At 70.6% G+C, this 16,665-nt stretch carries 12 protein-coding genes and 1 pseudogene; 1 reads left to right on the top strand and 12 read right to left on the bottom strand.

Going from position 1 to position 16,665, the window contains the following annotated elements; translation table 11 throughout:
• Positions 1-106: 106 nt before the first annotated feature.
• The 8 genes from topA to bldG form a co-directional block, all read right to left on the bottom strand.
• Positions 107-2,926: a type I DNA topoisomerase gene (topA, locus tag BFN33_RS37165; RefSeq protein ID WP_069764585.1), complete on the bottom strand. Its 2,820-nt coding sequence runs from the start codon at positions 2,924-2,926 to the stop codon at positions 107-109.
• Between the two features lie 258 nt (positions 2,927-3,184).
• Positions 3,185-3,382 (bottom strand): hypothetical protein, encoded by a 198-nt coding sequence (locus BFN33_RS37160; protein ID WP_057612278.1) that lies wholly within the window; start codon positions 3,380-3,382, stop codon positions 3,185-3,187.
• A 245-nt stretch (positions 3,383-3,627) separates the two neighbouring features.
• On the bottom strand, positions 3,628-6,084 hold the full coding sequence (locus BFN33_RS37155; RefSeq protein ID WP_069764584.1) for a serine/threonine-protein kinase: 2,457 nt from the start codon (positions 6,082-6,084) through the stop codon (positions 3,628-3,630).
• 192 nt (positions 6,085-6,276) lie between these two features.
• Entirely contained in the window at positions 6,277-7,803 is a 1,527-nt protein-coding gene (locus tag BFN33_RS37150) for a methyltransferase (RefSeq protein ID WP_069764723.1), read from the bottom strand.
• A 150-nt stretch (positions 7,804-7,953) separates the two neighbouring features.
• Positions 7,954-8,553 carry a small secreted protein gene (locus BFN33_RS37145; RefSeq protein WP_069764583.1) on the bottom strand — a complete coding sequence of 200 codons (600 nt, stop codon included), beginning with the start codon at positions 8,551-8,553 and terminating at the stop codon, positions 7,954-7,956.
• Between the two features lie 215 nt (positions 8,554-8,768).
• Positions 8,769-11,177, bottom strand: a complete 2,409-nt coding sequence (locus tag BFN33_RS37140) for a sodium-translocating pyrophosphatase (RefSeq protein ID WP_069764582.1) — start codon at positions 11,175-11,177, stop codon at positions 8,769-8,771.
• 287 nt (positions 11,178-11,464) lie between these two features.
• The gene (locus BFN33_RS37135) at positions 11,465-11,902 is read right to left on the bottom strand and encodes an ATP-binding protein (protein WP_069764581.1); all 438 of its coding nucleotides are present in this window, start codon (positions 11,900-11,902) and stop codon (positions 11,465-11,467) included.
• Positions 11,903-12,021: 119 nt separating this feature from the next.
• Positions 12,022-12,363: an anti-sigma factor antagonist BldG gene (gene bldG / locus BFN33_RS37130; RefSeq protein ID WP_024885807.1), complete on the bottom strand. Its 342-nt coding sequence runs from the start codon at positions 12,361-12,363 to the stop codon at positions 12,022-12,024.
• An 81-nt stretch (positions 12,364-12,444) separates the two neighbouring features.
• On the opposite strand from bldG, the gene BFN33_RS37125 reads away from it, so the two are divergent.
• Entirely contained in the window at positions 12,445-15,048 is a 2,604-nt protein-coding gene (locus BFN33_RS37125; protein ID WP_256122960.1) for a DEAD/DEAH box helicase, read from the top strand.
• 115 nt (positions 15,049-15,163) lie between these two features.
• Here the strand turns inward: BFN33_RS37125 and BFN33_RS50515 are convergent, their stop codons facing one another.
• The 4 genes and pseudogenes from BFN33_RS50515 to BFN33_RS37105 all read right to left on the bottom strand — a co-directional run.
• Positions 15,164-15,811 carry an Rv3654c family TadE-like protein gene (locus BFN33_RS50515; RefSeq protein WP_370743346.1) on the bottom strand — a complete coding sequence of 216 codons (648 nt, stop codon included), beginning with the start codon at positions 15,809-15,811 and terminating at the stop codon, positions 15,164-15,166.
• Positions 15,778-16,143 carry a TadE family type IV pilus minor pilin gene (locus BFN33_RS37115; protein ID WP_079141196.1) on the bottom strand — a complete coding sequence of 122 codons (366 nt, stop codon included), beginning with the start codon at positions 16,141-16,143 and terminating at the stop codon, positions 15,778-15,780. Before BFN33_RS37115 ends, BFN33_RS50515 begins: the two co-directional genes overlap by 34 nt.
• A complete protein-coding gene (locus BFN33_RS37110; RefSeq protein ID WP_069764578.1) occupies positions 16,130-16,351 on the bottom strand; it encodes a DUF4244 domain-containing protein in 222 nt (73 codons plus the stop codon). The genes BFN33_RS37115 and BFN33_RS37110 overlap by 14 nt, the downstream gene beginning before the upstream one ends.
• A gap of 75 nt (positions 16,352-16,426) precedes the next feature.
• A pseudogene (locus BFN33_RS37105) lies at positions 16,427-16,665 on the bottom strand (hypothetical protein); the annotation flags it as partial.

Here is a 16,665-nt window from a genome sequence, read left to right as displayed (position 1 = left end):
CGTCCGCAGGTGCGCACGCCCCGACACCAAAGTGATGCCGGGGCGTTCGCATTGCGAAGCCTCAGTGGAGGTATCCGGACCCGACAGAGGGCCGGAAGACCCGAACTCAGTCCTCGGACGCCGTCTTGGAAGCCGTCGCCTTCTTCGCGGTGGTCTTCTTCGCCGTCGTCTTCTTCGCGGCCGTGGTCGTCTTCTTCGCCGCGGTCTTGGCGGCCGCCACCTTCTTGGCCGGGGCCTTCTTGGCGGGCGCCTTCTTCGCCGTCTTCTTGGCGGGCGCCTTCGCCCGCTTCTCGGCGAGCAGTTCGAAACCGCGCTCCGGGGTGATCTCCTCGACGCTGTCGCCGGAGCGCAGGGTCGCGTTGGTCTCCCCGTCGGTCACGTACGGTCCGAAACGGCCGTCCTTGACCACGACCGGCTTCTCGCTGACCGGGTCGGTGCCCAGCTCCTTCAGCGGCGGCTTGGCGGCGGCCCGGCCACGCTGCTTGGGCTGGGCGTAGATCGCCAGCGCCTCTTCGAGGGTGATCGTGAAGAGCTGGTCCTCGGTCTGCAGCGAGCGCGAGTCCGTGCCCTTCTTCAGATACGGCCCGTAGCGGCCGTTCTGCGCGGTGATCTCCTGGCCCTCGGCGTCGGCGCCCACGACACGCGGCAGCGACATCAGTTTGAGCGCGTCGGCGAGCGTCACCGTGTCCAGTGACATCGACTTGAACAGCGAGGCCGTACGCGGCTTCACGGCGTTCTTGCCGGTCTTCGGGGTGCCCTCGGGGAGCACTTCGGTGACGTACGGGCCGTAGCGGCCGTCGCGGGCGATGATCTGGTGACCCGTGGCCGGGTCGGCGCCGAGCTCGAAGTCACCGCTCGGCTTGGCGAGCAGTTCCTCCGCGAGCTCCACGGACAGCTCGTCGGGCGCCAGGTCCTCGGGGACGTCCGCCCGCTGGTGGTTCTCGGAGTCCTTCTCGCCACGCTCGATGTACGGGCCGTAGCGGCCGACCCTGAGCACGATGTCGTTGCCGACCGGGAAGGACGACACCTCGCGCGCGTCGATCGCGCCCAGGTCGGTGACCAGTTCCTTGAGACCGCCGAGGTGGTCCCCGTCGCCGTTGCCCGCGTCGGCCGCGCCGCCCGTGGGCGTGCCCTCACCGAAGTAGAAGCGCCGCAGCCACGGCACGGACTGGGCCTGACCGGCCGCGATGCGGTCGAGGTCGTCCTCCATCCGGGCGGTGAAGTCGTAGTCGACGAGCCTGCCGAAGTGCTTCTCCAGGAGGTTGACCACGGCGAAGGACAGGAAGGACGGCACCAGTGCCGTGCCCTTCTTGAAGACATAGCCGCGGTCGAGGATCGTGCCGATGATCGACGCGTACGTCGACGGGCGGCCGATCTCCCGCTCCTCGAGCTCCTTGACCAGGCTGGCCTCGGTGTAGCGGGCCGGGGGCTTGGTGGCGTGCCCGTCGACCGTGATCTCCCGGGCGCTCAGGGCATCGCCCTCGGCGACCTGGGGCAGCCTGCGCTCGCGGTCGTCCAGCTCGGCGTTCGGGTCGTCGGCGCCTTCGACGTAGGCCTTGAGGAAGCCGTGGAAGGTGATCGTCTTGCCGGAGGCGCTGAACTCGACGTCCCGCCCGTCGGCGGCGGTGCCGCCGATCTTCACGGTGACGCTGTTGCCGGTCGCGTCCTTCATCTGCGAGGCGACCGTGCGCTTCCAGATCAGCTCGTAGAGCTTGAACTGGTCGCCGGTCAGGCCGGTCTCGGCGGGCGTACGGAAACGGTCACCCGAGGGGCGGATCGCCTCGTGCGCCTCCTGCGCGTTCTTGACCTTCCCGGCGTAGGTGCGCGGGGACGACGGCAGGTAGTCGGCGCCGTACAACTGCGTGACCTGGGCGCGAGCCGCGGTGATGGCGGTCTCGCTCAGGGTCGTGGAGTCCGTACGCATATAGGTGATGAAGCCGTTCTCGTACAGCTTCTGGGCCACCTGCATGGTCGCCTTCGCACCGAAGCCGAGCTTGCGCGAGGCCTCCTGCTGGAGGGTCGTCGTACGGAACGGGGCGTACGGCGAGCGGCGGTACGGCTTGGACTCGACCGAGCGGACCGCGAACCGCGTCTGGTCCAGGGCCGCGGCCAGGGCGCGGGCGTTCGCCTCGTCGAGGTGGAGGGTGTTCGCGCTCTTCAGTTGTCCCAGGGAGTCGAAGTCGCGGCCCTGCGCGACCCGCCTGCCGTCGACGGTCTGGAGGCGGGCGACCAGCGACGACGGGTCCGAGGAGTCCCCCGCGCGGCCGGTCGCGAAGGTGCCTGTCAGGTCCCAGTACTCGGCAGAACGAAACGCGATGCGCTCGCGTTCCCGCTCCACCACGAGCCGGGTCGCGACCGACTGGACACGGCCGGCCGACAGGCGCGGCATGACCTTCTTCCACAGGACCGGCGAGACCTCGTAGCCGTAGAGGCGGTCGAGGATACGGCGGGTCTCCTGGGCGTCGACCAGCTTCTGGTTCAGCTCGCGCGGGTTGGCGACAGCGGCCTGGATCGCGGCCTTGGTGATCTCGTGGAAGACCATCCGCTTGACCGGGACCTTGGGCTTGAGGACCTCCTGGAGGTGCCAGGCGATCGCCTCGCCCTCGCGGTCCTCATCGGTGGCGAGGAAGAGCTCGTCGGAGTCCTTCAGCAGCTCCTTGAGCTTCTTGACCTGGGCCCGCTTGTCGGCGTTGACGACATAGATCGGCTCGAAGTCGTGCTCGACGTCGACGCCGAGCCGGCGGACCTCGCCGGTGTACTTCTCGGGCACCTCCGCGGCGCCGTTGGGGAGGTCGCGGATGTGCCCGACGCTCGCCTCGACGACGTATCCGGGGCCGAGATAGCCCTTGATCGTCTTCGCCTTGGCAGGCGACTCGACGATGACGAGTCGGCGGCCGCCCTTTGCGGTCTCGCTGGTCGGGGACAACTTCGCTCTTCTCTCCGGTCGACACTGGGGTCTCCCCAGGCCTTGGTTCCCGGGGTCGGGTCATGCTGACGCTGCGGAGTGTGACGGTACATCCCGCCCCCGTGTCAAACGGGAAAAGCCCGCAACGGCCACTCGAACGGTAACCCGACTACCGCCATTCCTGCCGCCCCGAGCGCCCACCGGCCTTTTCGAGCTCATCCGGAGGCTGATCTCCCCATTCCTGGTCGGCCCACTCGCGCGGGCGTCCCGGGAGCCGTCCTAGAGACGGGCGAAGCACCATGCGGCGAGGGCCAGCGTGATCAGCGCGGCGAGGGTCGCGACGGTCGCGGATGCGACGGGACTCACACCATGGGCGACGGGTTCACGATGGCGCACCCGGGCCGCGGTCCACACCAGCAGCCCTCCTCCGAACAGGGCGAACACCATTCCCGCGAAGATCGCCGGTCCGCTCTCCATGGCTCCCCGTGCCCCTTTTCTGCCACCCGCGCGTGCACCTTCGATGGAGACTGGCACGCGCGGGCGGCGGACAGACGAACCCCGGGTGAACGCCGCGCCGACACGACCGCGGACTTCCCCGGACCGGCCCCCCGGCCGACCGCCGGATCGCCACTCCGGCCGTCCGGTTCTCGTTCGGTTCTTACCCTGATCCCGCTGCTGCTCCGAGGGGGCGCGACCGGATTCGGCGCGGAAACCGACCGGATTCAGACCGCGCCAAGCGGGGGTATCTTCCCGCTCGACTTCTTGTTGTCGGTCAGGCTGACCGTGCACACGATCTTGTTGAATCCCTTCTTCCAGTCGTCCTGGTCGGCCACCCAGCCGTACACAAGACGCTCCTGGCCGGCCGCCCAGGTCGATTCGAATTTGTTGCCGCACAACTTGGTCGCGTTGTCGGTGCCCTTCTTGTAGCTCATTTCGGCCGGGGCCTGAACCGTGCCGATCACCTGATCGGTGTGGGCCTTCGAGCAGTCGGTGAGCGGAGCCTTGTAGCCGTCGTCGAGCTGCTGGTAGACCCAGCAGTCACCGACGCTCATCTGACCGACCCACAAGTCGGTGCCCAGGTCCCGGAAGCGGCCCACCTCACCGCCGATCGCGGCATGGCGGCCGAGTACGAGACATGCCGTACCGCTGCCCGCCGCACCGAAGCCCTCCTCGGTCGGCACGACGGCGTAGCCGGCCGCGTCCGGCAGCGCGTCCACGACGGCTCGGCTCAGGTTGGCGCAGCGTTTCGCGCCCTGGGCCCTGGCATCGGCGAAGTCGGCGGCCGTGTCGACCGCCACCACCTGGCCGTCCGGCCAGTCGTCCGCGCAGTCCACGACCCCGAGGTTCGGCGCCGACCTGAACGGCGTCCCCGACCAGACCGCCTGCACGCAGTCCCCGGTCTCCAAAGGCTCATCGAGCCCGACCACCTCGCCGTACGGCATCAAGGGCCCGGTGGGCGAGGCCCCCTGTGACGAACGCGTGCTCGTGTTCGGCGAGGACTTGGTCGCCGTGTCCTTCTTGCCGTCGTCCCCGGTCAGCGACATGACTCCCCACGCACCGCCCGCGACGACGAGGAGCACACCGACGACGAGAGCGACGAGCGCGAGGCGTTTCTTGGCGGCGGGGCGCGGGCGCGGGGGCGGGGGCGGGGTCAACGAGTACGGTGCCCGGCCTCCGGGTCCGCCAGGACCGACGGGTCCGCCGAAGGCGGTGGGCGCGCCGGCGACGGTGGGGCTGCCGAGCGCACCCGAGCCGCCGTATCCGGCGGGCGTCCCGCTCCCGTACGGCTGCGAGGAGCCACCGCCCGAGTACAGCGCCGAAGCTCCACCGCCGCAGGGGGAGCCCGGACCCCCGCCGCCGTACGGTGACGAGGAGCCCCCGCTCGCGTACGGCCCCGCGTTGGCTTCGCCACGCGCGTACGGACCCGCCGAAGCCTCACCCCGCTCGTGTTGTCCGACCGAGCCCTCCCCGCCCGCATGAGGCGAACCCGCCCCCTGCGCATAGGGGTTGCCCGGTTCCGACGCCTGACCTGCCGCGGGCGGCCACGCGCTGTACGGCGGCGCCGAGCCGGGTGTCGCCCCCGGCGTGGCAGGTTCCCCAGGACCGGGGCGCGCGTCGGCCGCATCTGCTCCAGCAGGACTCGCGTCGGCCTGACCGCCGCCACCGGCCGCGCCCACCGGAGTGGGCGGCGTCTGTGGAGTCCCCGGTGTCTGCGGAGTCCCCGGCGGCGGCCCCCAGCCACCGACCGGCGGCCCGAACCCTCCCGCCGAGGAGCCGTACGCCGACCCGGCCGCACCCGAGGCGCCCCAGACCCCCTGCACGACCCGCTCCAGCCCCCGCTTCGCCGTCTCCGGCGAGAACCTGCGCACGGGATCCTTGACGAGCAACCCCAGCAGCACCGGCGTGAGTTCACCGGCCCGGGCGGGCGGAGTGGGGTCCTCTCCCAGCAGGGCCGTCAGCGTGGCGAACTCGCCGTGGCGGTCGAAGGGGCCGCGGCCCTCGACCGCGGCGTACAGCGTGGCGCCCAGGGAGAACAGGTCGGCGGCGGGGGTGGGTGGTTCGCCCCGGGCGCGCTCCGGCGCGAGATAGCCCGGGGTGCCGAGGATGCCCGCGGTCGCGGTGAGACGGGGCTCGCGGGACTCGGGCTGGAGGGCGATGCCGTAGTCGGTGAGCAGCACGCGCGCGTAGGGGTCGCCCGAAGCGTCCGGCGCCAGAAGGATGTTGGCCGGTTTCACATCCCTGTGGAGGATGCCGACGCGGTGCCCCGCGGTGAGGGCGTCGAGGACGGCGAGGCCGATGCGGGCCACGTGCTCGGACGACAGCGGCCCCGAACGCCGTACGACCGCCTGGAGGTCGACCGCGTCCGGCACGTGTTCCATGACGATCCACGGCAGTCCCTCGTGGACCACCACATCGTGCACCGTCGCCACATGGGGATGGCCGCGCAGCCGGGCCGCGTGCCGGGCCTCGCTGCGGGCCCGGGCGATGCGCTGGGCCGTTTCACCCGCGTCCATCGGCGTGTCCGGAAGCGCGATCTCCTTCATCGCGACCTCGCAGGCCAAGTCCTCGTCGTACGCCAGCCAGACCCGGCCCATGCCGCCCGCGCCGAGCGTCCGCAGCAGCCGGTACCGGCCGTTGATGGTCCTGCCCTCACCCTGATCCGGCGTCTCCCCCGCCATCACGCCTCCCCCCGAGACCCGAGCACCGGGTCCGAGACAGCGCGCCTCCCCCGAGAACGCGTCAGCTCTGTCTCTCGAAGGTAGCTTCGCACCTGCCACTGACAGGAGCCCTTTTCCGGGGCAATCCCGCCAGAGCAGACACAAGGGCCTCAGGAGGGCAAACCCGCCTCAGCAGTGGCGGCCGGCGTCAGATCACGCGGGCTCCAGGAACCCCTGCTCCACCAGCAGCCGGATCTGCGCGGGCGTACGGTCGCGCAGCATGACCGGGTCCTCGCCCATGAGCTGGGCGATCGCGTCGAGAATGCGGCCCGCGCTCAGCGAGCCGTCGCACACACCGGCGAAGCCCGCGCCGACGGTGTCCACCTTGGTGGCCCGGCGCATCCCGCGGTGCTGGCGCAGCACCACGTGCTCCGGGTCCTCCGCGCCGGGCAGCCCGACCTGCTCCTGGATGATCTCGGGCGCGAGCCTGAAGTGGGCCTCCAGCAGGGCCGCGTCGTCGTTGGCGCGCAGGTAGTCGAGGCGTTCGAAGTGCGCCCTGACGGTGTCGCCGAGGGGCTGCTCGACCGGGTGCGGCCACTCCTCCACGGTGACCGAGGGCACGGCGGAGCCCGTCCTGCGCAGGGTGATCCAGCCGAAGCCGACGGCCCTGACCTTGCGCGCCTCGAACTCGTCCAGCCAGGCGTCGTAGAGCGCCTGGTACTCGGCCGGGTCGCCCTGGTGGTCACCGGCGTCCCTGAGCCACAGCTCGGCGTACTGCGTGACGTCCTGCACCTCGCGCTGCACGACCCACGCGTCGCACCCGCGCGGCACCCACGACCTGAGCCTGTCCTGCCAGTCTTCTCCCTCGACGTGCTGCCAGTTGGCGAGGAACTGCGCGAACCCGCCCTCGTTCAGCAAGTCCCCCGCCCCCTGAACGACCGAGCGGCACAGATCGTCCCCGCCCATCCCGCCGTCGCGGTACGTCAGCCGCGCGCCCGGCGAGATCACGAAGGGCGGGTTCGACACGATCAGGTCGTACGTCTCGTCCTGCTTGAGCGGCTCGAACAGCGAGCCCTCCCGCAGATCGGCCGCCGGGGCCCCGGACAGCGCCAGCGTGAGCGCGGTGATGTGCAGCGCGCGCGGGTTGAGATCGGTCGCCGTCACGCGCGTGGCGTGCTGAACGGCGTGCAGGGCCTGGATCCCGGAGCCGGTACCGACGTCGAGGGCGGAGGCGACGGGGGTACGGACGGTGAGGCCGGCCAGGGTCGTGGAGGCACCGCCGACCCCGAGGACGACACCCTCGTCACGGCTGCCGATGCCGCCCGCGCCGCCGACGGCACAACCGAGGTCCGACACGATGAACCAGTCTTCGCCGCCGGGCCCGCCGTACGGCCGTACGTCCACCGTCGCGGCCACCTCATCGCTGCCGACACGGACCAGCCAGCCGGTCTCCAGACACGCGTCGACGGGCAGAACGTCTGCCACGCGCGCGTGGGGCACCGGCTGCTGCAGGAGGAACAGGCGCACGAGCACCGCCAGCGGGGCGTCCCCGCGGGTCGCCCGGAGCGCGGGCACGGTCTCGCTGCGCGCGAGCGCCGCGTACGCGGGCGCGCCGAGCAGCTCTAGCAGCCCGTCGGCAGTGAAGGAGGCCCCGATCAGGGCGTCCCGCAGCCGGGCGGTGACGTCGGGACGCCCGGGGACGGGGGCGGCGGGCAGCGTGGGCAGGCTGGAGGTACTCACGCCCCCATTGTGGCCCGCGTCCGCCGCACCGCACGCCTCACCGAACCACTCGCCGCCCCGCTCGGCCACCGCGGCCGGAGCGGACGCCCAGGAGTGCCCTCACCTGCCGACACCCCAGGGACCGCTAGCTACCGGCAGGCCGGAGCGGGCTCAGCTGTCCGTCGCCGGCGCGGACGCCCCCGGCGACGTCGAGGCCTGCTTGCAGCCCGACTGCTCGGACAGCGCCTGCTTGGTGTCGCCCGACTCCAGGTCCTTCAGCGCGGCGAGCGCGGTCTGGCGCTGCGTCTCCACCTTCTTCATCTCGGCCGAGACATCCTTGAGACCGGTCGCGAACTTCGCCTGGTCCTTGGTGTTCAGCCCGTCCACCTGCGTCTTCATGTCGGTGTAGGCGGCCGAGAGTGCCGTGAGCTGCTTGACGGCGGCCTGGAGCTTCTTCTCACCGTCCTCGGCACCGGGAGGCGCCCCGGCGTTCTTGATGACCGTGGCGCGCGCCTTGTAGCCGTCGGACAGGTCCTGGAAGGCCTGGGAGTCGGCCTTCTGGAGCTCCGTCGGGGTGCTCTCGGTGTCCTCGGCCGCCTTGGTGATCGCGTCGTAGGCCGCCGTGATCTTCTTGTTCTGGGCCGGCACCAGGTCACAGACCTTCTTGGCCCAGGCGTCGAGTTCCTTGTTGTCCTCGCTGCCACCGCATCCCGTCAGTGCCAGTACCAGTACCGCACCGCCGGACAGTGCGGCCGCGAGCTTCTTGTTCACCGGATCGGTCCCTTCCGTGGCCTCTCAGCCCCCGGACCTTACACAGCACCCGCACCACACCCACGCACTGAATGTCACATTTTCATTCCTTTCATTCCGGTTCGCCCCAGGAGAGAGAAGCCTCACGGCCGGGCGGCGCGCACGCACAAGGCGGGCGGGCGGCGCATGAACACGCGCCGCCCGCCCGCCCCTTGAGCTGGGCCTCGTCCCAGAACCTACGAAACCACCGCGGGATCCACCGACTTGGCCACCTTCTTCTCGTTGTCTTCGTCACCCACGGCGATACCGCGCCGCTTGGAGACGTAGACCGCGCCGGCGATCACGAGGAACGCGAGGACGGCGATGAAGATCCGTACGCCGATGCTCTTGTCCTCGCCGTAACTGAACTTGATCACCGCCGGGGCGATCAGCAGCGCCACCAGGTTCATCACCTTGAGCAGCGGGTTGATCGCGGGCCCCGCGGTGTCCTTGAAGGGGTCGCCGACGGTGTCTCCGATCACCGTCGCGGCATGGGCCTCGCTGCCCTTGCCGCCGTGGTGACCGTCCTCGACGAGCTTCTTGGCGTTGTCCCAGGCGCCGCCGGAGTTGGCCAGGAAGACAGCCATCAAGGTGCCCGCGCCGATGGCTCCCGCGAGGAACGCGCCGAGCGCGCCGACGCCGAGGGTGAACCCGATGAAGATCGGCGCCAGCACCGCGAGCAGACCGGGTGTGGTGAGTTCGCGCAGGGCGTCCCTCGTGCAGATGTCGACGACCTTGCCGTACTCCGGCTCCTCGCTGTAGTCCATGATCCCGGGATGGTCGCGGAACTGCCGCCGCACCTCGTAGACCACGGAACCCGCCGACCTCGACACCGCGTTGATCGCCAGCCCCGAGAAGAGGAAGACGACCGCCGCGCCGGCGATCAGACCGACGAGGTTGTTGGGCTGCGAGATGTCCATCATCAGGCTCATCGGCGCGCCGTCCCCGCTGAGCTTCTCGCCGACGTCCTGCGCGCCGGTCGTGATCGCGTCACGGTACGACCCGAAGAGCGCCGACGCCGCGAGGACCGCGGTGGCGATGGCGATGCCCTTGGTGATGGCCTTGGTGGTGTTGCCGACGGCGTCCAGGTTGGTGAGCACCTGCGCGCCCGCGCCCTCGACGTCGCCTGACATCTCGGCGATGCCCTGCGCGTTGTCGGAGACCGGCCCGAAGGTGTCCATGGCGACAATCACACCGACCGTGGTGAGCAGGCCGGTGCCGGCCAGCGCCACCGCGAACAGTGCCAGCATGATCGAGGTGCCACCGAGCAGGAACGCCCCGTAGACGCCGAGGCCGATCAGCAGGGCGGTGTAGACGGCCGACTCGAGACCGATCGAGATACCGGCGAGGACGACGGTGGCGGGCCCCGTGAGCGAGGTCTTGCCGATGTCCTGGACCGGGCGGCGGTTGGTCTCGGTGAAGTAGCCGGTCAGCTGCTGGATGACGGCGGCGAGCAGGATGCCGATCGCCACCGCGACGAGCGCGAGGATCCGCGGATCGCCGTCCCTTCCGCTGATCGCCGCGTCGGTGACGCCGTCGAGGTCGGCGTACTTCCCCGGCAGGTAGACGAAGACGGCGATCGCCACCAGCACGAGCGAGATCACCGCGGAGATGAAGAATCCGCGGTTGATCGCGGACATGCCGCTGCGGTCGGAGCGGCGCGGCGCGACCGCGAAGATGCCGATCATCGCGGTGATCACACCGATCGCCGGGACGAGCAGCGGGAAGGCGAGTCCGGAGTCGCCGAAGGCCACCTTGCCGAGGATCAGCGCGGCGACCAGGGTCACGGCGTACGACTCGAAGAGGTCGGCCGCCATGCCCGCGCAGTCGCCCACGTTGTCGCCCACGTTGTCGGCGATGGTCGCGGCGTTGCGCGGGTCGTCCTCCGGAATGCCCTGCTCGACCTTGCCGACCAGGTCGGCGCCGACGTCGGCGGCCTTGGTGAAGATGCCGCCGCCGACCCTCATGAACATTGCGATGAGCGCCGCGCCGAGACCGAAACCCTCCAGGACCTTCGGCGCGTCGGCCGCGTACACGAGCACCACACAGGAGGCGCCCAGCAGACCGAGCCCCACCGTGAACATGCCGACCACGCCGCCCGTACGGAAAGCGATCTTCATGGCTTTGTGGGAGACGGCGGTGAGATCCTTTTCCGGCTCACCTTCCGCCGGAGTGGCTTCTCGCGCCGCCGCGGCGACACGCACATTGCTGCGCACGGCGAGCCACATGCCGATATAGCCGGTGGTCGCCGAGAACGCGGCGCCGATCAAGAAGAACAGTGATCGGCCTGCGCGCTGATTCCAGTCGTCCGCGGGCAGCAGCATGAGCAGGAAGAACACGACGACGGCGAATACGCCGAGCGTGCGCAACTGGCGTGCCAGATAGGCGTTGGCGCCTTGCTGGATGGCCTTCGCGATCTTTTTCATGCTGTCGGTGCCCTCGCCGGCCGCGAGCACCTGGCGTACCAGGACCCCCGCCACCACGAGCGCCGCGAGGGCGACGACCGCGATGACCGCGATCAGCACCCGGTTGTCGTCGGTGAGCACCGCGGCCGCGAGGGTTGTTGTGGGCTGGTCCAACTGATCAGGGGTAGAAAGCCCCGCCATTCGTCCTCCTTGACGCTTGGGCTGAGCTCAAGATGTGGACGGATTGTAGGTACCCCGTCCTGATCAAAACAGGGCGCGGTAAACGGAATTCACCTTTACACAACCTGAAAGCAGTAATGCCCCGGGGGCATTCATGGCCGATATCTAGATCGTGAACCAATTCACGATATGCATCGGACCAGACCACTGTAGGCACAGAAAGCTCATGCCGACATGCGGAAGGGCCCCACCGGTGTGGTGGGGCCCTTCCGCGTGTCGAACAGAAAACTGATTCGAACGGGTGAAAATCAGGGGAGCACTGCGGCCGGCGGCGTGGTCGGCCAGGTCATACGGATCTGTCCGCCGTGCTCTCCCGCGGTGACCTCGACATCGTCGACGAGACCGCTGATGACCGCGAGGCCCATCTCGTCCTCCTCGGTCTCCATGTCGGGGTCCTCACCCAGGGCGCCCGGAGCCCGGTCACCCGGGGCCGAACGTGGCGCCTCGTCGCCGACCTCGATGGAGAACTGCTTCTCCTCATCGATCAGCAGCACCTGGACCGGCGCGGTGATGCCGCCACTCTGGTGCAGTCCGACGGCACGGGTGCAGGCCTCGCCGACAGCGAGTCTGACCTCGTCGAGGACGGCCTCGTCCACTCCGGACCTGCGCGCCACCGCCGCCGCCACCAGTCGGGCGGTCCTGACGTGCTCGGGCAGCGCGCTGAAACGGAGTTCAACGGTGGCCATGCGTCCCCCTCGGAACTACGGGCGTGCTGTCGGGGGACCGGGCCGCCGAAAGCCCGGACCCCTTCTTTTTGCTTCTACCGGCGTCCTGCTGCCGCCCCGGGCACGGGCCCGGGAACGGATCAGTCGGTCGCCGCCACCGCTTCCTCGACCGAGGTGTGAATCGGGAACACCTTGGTGAGGCCGGTGATACGGAAGATCTTGAGAATGCGCTCCTGGTTGCAGACCAGGCGCAGCGAGCCCTCATGGGCACGCACCCGCTTCAGTCCGCCCACCAGTACGCCGAGCCCGGTGGAGTCGAGGAAGTCCACGCCCTCCATGTCGACGACAAGGTGGAAACTGCCGTCGTTCACCAGCTCGACCAGCTGCTCGCGCAGCTTGGGCGCGGTATATACGTCGATTTCGCCACCGACCCTGACGATCGTGCGATCGCCGATGGTTTCGGTCGACAGAGACAGGTCCACGGATCCTCCAGCACCTTGCTATCGAGCGGTCGCCCCTCGGGACACCTCGGCTTGAAGCCCCCGGACGGTTCGCCAGCCGCGATGGCATTCAATCACTTACCGGCAGGCGTGCACGACGCCTTGGTCCCATTGTCCGTCACGCCAGTGACACACTCGGTGCCGATGGCCAAGAATCTCCGATCCGATCGACCCTCGGCGGACGCCGGTCCCCGCCCCACGCCGAGCACGGTCCTGGACCGGCTCGCCGCCGGGCCGAGCCGGGCTGCGCGCATCACTCATACGGAGCACTTGCCCCCACGTGCGGGTCGCCATGCCGTCTGGCCCGACCGGATCCGCTCGGAGGTCATCGCAGCCGTCCAGGCCTGCGGTATCGATCATCCCTGGGCCCACCAGGCACGCGCGGCCGAACACGCGCTGGACGGCGAGTCGGTCGTCGTCGCCACCGGCACCGCCTCCGGCAAGTCCCTGGCGTACCTCGTGCCGGTCCTCTCCACACTTCTGGACGGCTCAGAGGCCCCGAACGGCCGGGGCGCCACCACGCTCTACCTCTCCCCGACGAAGGCCCTGGCGGCCGACCAGTGCCGCTCTGTGAAGGAACTTTCACAACCGCTGGCCAATTCCGTACGCCCTGCGGTCTACGACGGCGACACGCCGTTCGAGGAACGTGAATGGATCCGCCAGTACGCCAACTACGTGCTGACCAACCCGGACATGCTGCACCGCGGGATACTCCCGTCCCACTCCCGCTGGTCCTCCTTCCTGAAGGCGCTCAAGTACGTCGTCATCGACGAGTGCCACACCTACCGGGGCGTGTTCGGCTCCCACGTCGCCCAGGTGCTGCGCCGGCTGCGCCGCCTCTGCGCCCGCTACGGCGCCTCCCCCGTCTTCCTGCTGGCCTCCGCGACCGCCGCCGAGCCGTCGGTGGCCGCCCGCCGCCTCACCGGCCTCCCCGTGGTCGAGGTCGCCGACGACGCCTCACCGCGCGGCGAACTGGTGTTTGCCCTCTGGGAGCCCCCGCTCACCGAGATGCAGGGCGAGAAGGGCGCCCCGGTCCGCCGTACGGCCACCGCCGAGACGGCGGATCTCCTCACCGATCTCGCCGTACAGGGAGTGCGCTCGGTCGCCTTCGTCCGCTCCCGGCGCGGCGCCGAGCTGATCTCCGTGATCGCCCAGGAGCGGCTGGCGGAGGTCGACCGCTCCCTGGCCCGCCGGGTGGCGGCGTACCGCGGCGGCTATCTCCCGGAGGAGCGCCGCGCCCTGGAACAGGCCCTGCATTCGGGAGAGCTGCTGGGCCTGGCCGCCACGACCGCACTGGAACTCGGCATCGACGTCTCGGGACTGGACGCCGTGCTGATCTCCGGTTACCCCGGCACACGCGCGTCCCTGTGGCAGCAGGCAGGCCGGGCGGGACGGGCCGGCCAGGGGGCGCTGGCGATCCTGGTGGCCCGCGACGACCCCCTGGACACCTTCCTCGTCCACCATCCCGAGGCCCTCTTCGACCAGCCGGTGGAGTCCACGGTCCTCGACCCCGACAACCCGTACGTCCTCGCCCCCCACCTGTGCGCGGCGGCGGCGGAACTGCCGTTGACGGACGAGGACTTTGAGTTGTTCGGGCCGGAGACCGAGAGCTTGCTGGGGCAGCTGGAGTCCGCGAAGCTTCTGCGCCGCCGCACCAAGGCCTGGCACTGGACCCGCCGGGAGCGGGCCGCCGACCTCACCGACATCCGAGGGGAGGGTGGGCGTCCCATCCAGATCGTCGAGTCGGGCACGGGCCGCCTCCTCGGCACGGTCGACGCGGGCTCCGCCCACACCGCCGTCCACGAGGGCGCGGTCCACCTCCATCAGGGCCGTACGTATCTGGTCCGGTCGCTGGACCTGGAGGACTCGGTGGCACTGGTCGAGGAGGCGAGCCCGTCGTATTCGACGGTCGCCCGCGACACGACGTCCATCGCCGTCCTGGAGACGGATGTCGAAGTCCCCTGGGGCGAGGGCAGGTTGTGCTACGGCTCCGTCGAGGTCACCAACCAGGTGGTCTCCTTCCTCCGCAGACGTCTGATCACAGGTGAAGTGCTCGGCGAGACGAAACTCGACCTCCCTCCTCGTACGCTCCGCACGCGCGCGGTGTGGTGGACGGTCACCGAGGACCAGCTCGACGAGGCCCGGATCAACCCGGAGATCCTCGGCGGCGCGCTGCACGCCGCCGAGCACGCCTCGATCGGTCTGCTGCCCCTCTTCGCGACCTGCGACCGCTGGGACATCGGCGGCGTGTCGATCCCCCTCCACCCCGACACGCTGCTCCCCACGGTCTTCGTCTACGACGGTCACCCGGGCGGCGCGGGCTTCGCGGAGCGCGCCTTCCACACCGCCCGCGCCTGGCTCACCGCCACCCGCCAGGCCATCGCCTCCTGCGAGTGCGACGCCGGCTGTCCGTCCTGCATCCAGTCCCCCAAGTGCGGCAACGGCAACGACCCGCTGCACAAGAGGGGGGCGGTACGGCTGCTCACGGTGCTGTTGCGGGGGGCGCCGGAGGAAGGGGCGGAGGGGGACCTTCCCGGGGTGCCGGCGGAGGGGGCGGAGGGGGCCCTTCCCGGGGCGCCGAAGGCGGGGGCGGACGCGGGGCTCCCCAGGCTGCCCAAGGAGGAGGCCGACGCGGAGCTTCCCAGGCTGCCGAAGGAGGGGCCCTAGCCTGGCCTCACCGGGGTGCCGATGGAGCTGACAGTGACGGGGAGGCCTTGGGATGTGGCGGAGGACCCGGATCCGAGCCGCACCCTGACACCGGCGGAGATCCCAGCCCCAAGCCTCACCGTGGCGCCGACCGAGCCAACGGCGTCTGACCCCCCAGGGACCCCGGTGCCGGGGCTCCAGGAGGCGCCGAACCGACAGGACGCGGTGTCCCCTGGGATCCTGGCGGAAGCGGAGCCTGTGACGTAACAGGCCCCGCAGGCCCCGCCCGTGCCCTGACCTCCGCTGTGAAAGGCCCCCGCCCCGAGGCCGCCGTCACGTCCGAGATCTCGCCGACCATCGCGCACCGCCCGAGCCGCGTGCCCTGGTCTCGCGCCACCCCCTCGGCCCGGGCGCAGGCCACCTCGGGCCCGTCGGCCCAGTGGTCCGCCGCCGCGAGCGCCGCGAGATCCGCGCCCCCGGCCGCCCGGTGCCGTACGACGACGGCCTGCCCGAGGGCCAGCACGGCCCCGAACACCACGCACAGCACCGCGATGGCACCGACACTCCAGACGGTGGCGGAACCACGGTCCGAACGGGCGGCGCCGAGGTGGACGCCGGCGAACCGGGCAACAGCGCGGCGCGCGCCGGTGAGGCCGGCTTCCGCGAACCGGGCTTTCGCCGACCGCGCGGCGGGGGGCCGCGCGACCGCAACCCCGCGCTCCGAGGATCCCCTCCTCGTCGAACCGCCGCTCACCCTCCTTCCCCCACCGTCTCCTCCGCCCATGCCACGGCCTCCTCCCGCACCTCGAAGGGCAGGCCGTGCAACGCGGGCGGCTTGGCCACGACCACCACGCGGACCCGGTCACCCTCCCGGGCGACCGTCACATGCGCGTCGCGTGGCGCCGTGTCCCGGGCCACCCGGACGACCGCCTCGGCGGGGTCCTGGCGGGCCGCCGCGCGTGCGCCTGTCCTGGCGGCATCCACACATTGGATCTGCGCGGCCACCACCAGCAGCCCCCACACGAGCGCCATCGCGAACATCACCAGCACGGGCAGCACCATGGCCGACTCCGCCGTCACGAACCCCTGATCTCCCGCCCGTTCACGCCTTCGCATCGAGCGCCCGCTTCACGATGGCCTGGAGTTCCGCGCTGACGGCCCCGCTGGTCACCACCTTGTAGAGCACCACCGCGAACGCCACCGCCGCGACGATCCCCATCGCGTACTCGGACGTCACCATCCCCCTGTCGTCGCGCGTCGCCCGCGCCCCGGTCATGGTCCTGCACACCAGGGCACACATGCGCGCCCATACCGCCTTGTACATCTCAACCCCCGTAAGGATCAGTCCTGTTGACAACCGCCTGACGTGCTCGTCCGCCGGATCACCGGCCGTCGACCGTCATCGCCCACCCCCTCCCAGCACTCCGCCCGCGAGCCCGATCACGATCGGCAGCACGCCGACGGCGATGAACGCGGGCAGGAAACACAGCCCCACCGGGGCGGTGACCAGTACGGCCGCCCGCCGGGCCCGTGCCGTCGCGGTGCGCCCCCAGTCGGCGCGGGCGTCCGCCGCGAGCGCGGCAACCGGTACGGCCGCGGGCAGCCCGGTCACATCGGCGCGCTCCAGCAGCCGCGCCA

The sequence above is a fragment of the Streptomyces sp. LUP47B genome (genome assembly GCF_001746295.1).
Lineage (GTDB): Bacteria > Actinomycetota > Actinomycetes > Streptomycetales > Streptomycetaceae > Streptomyces.
Note: the sequence above shows the minus strand (reverse complement) of the source record. Positions and strands in the feature narration are given on the sequence as shown.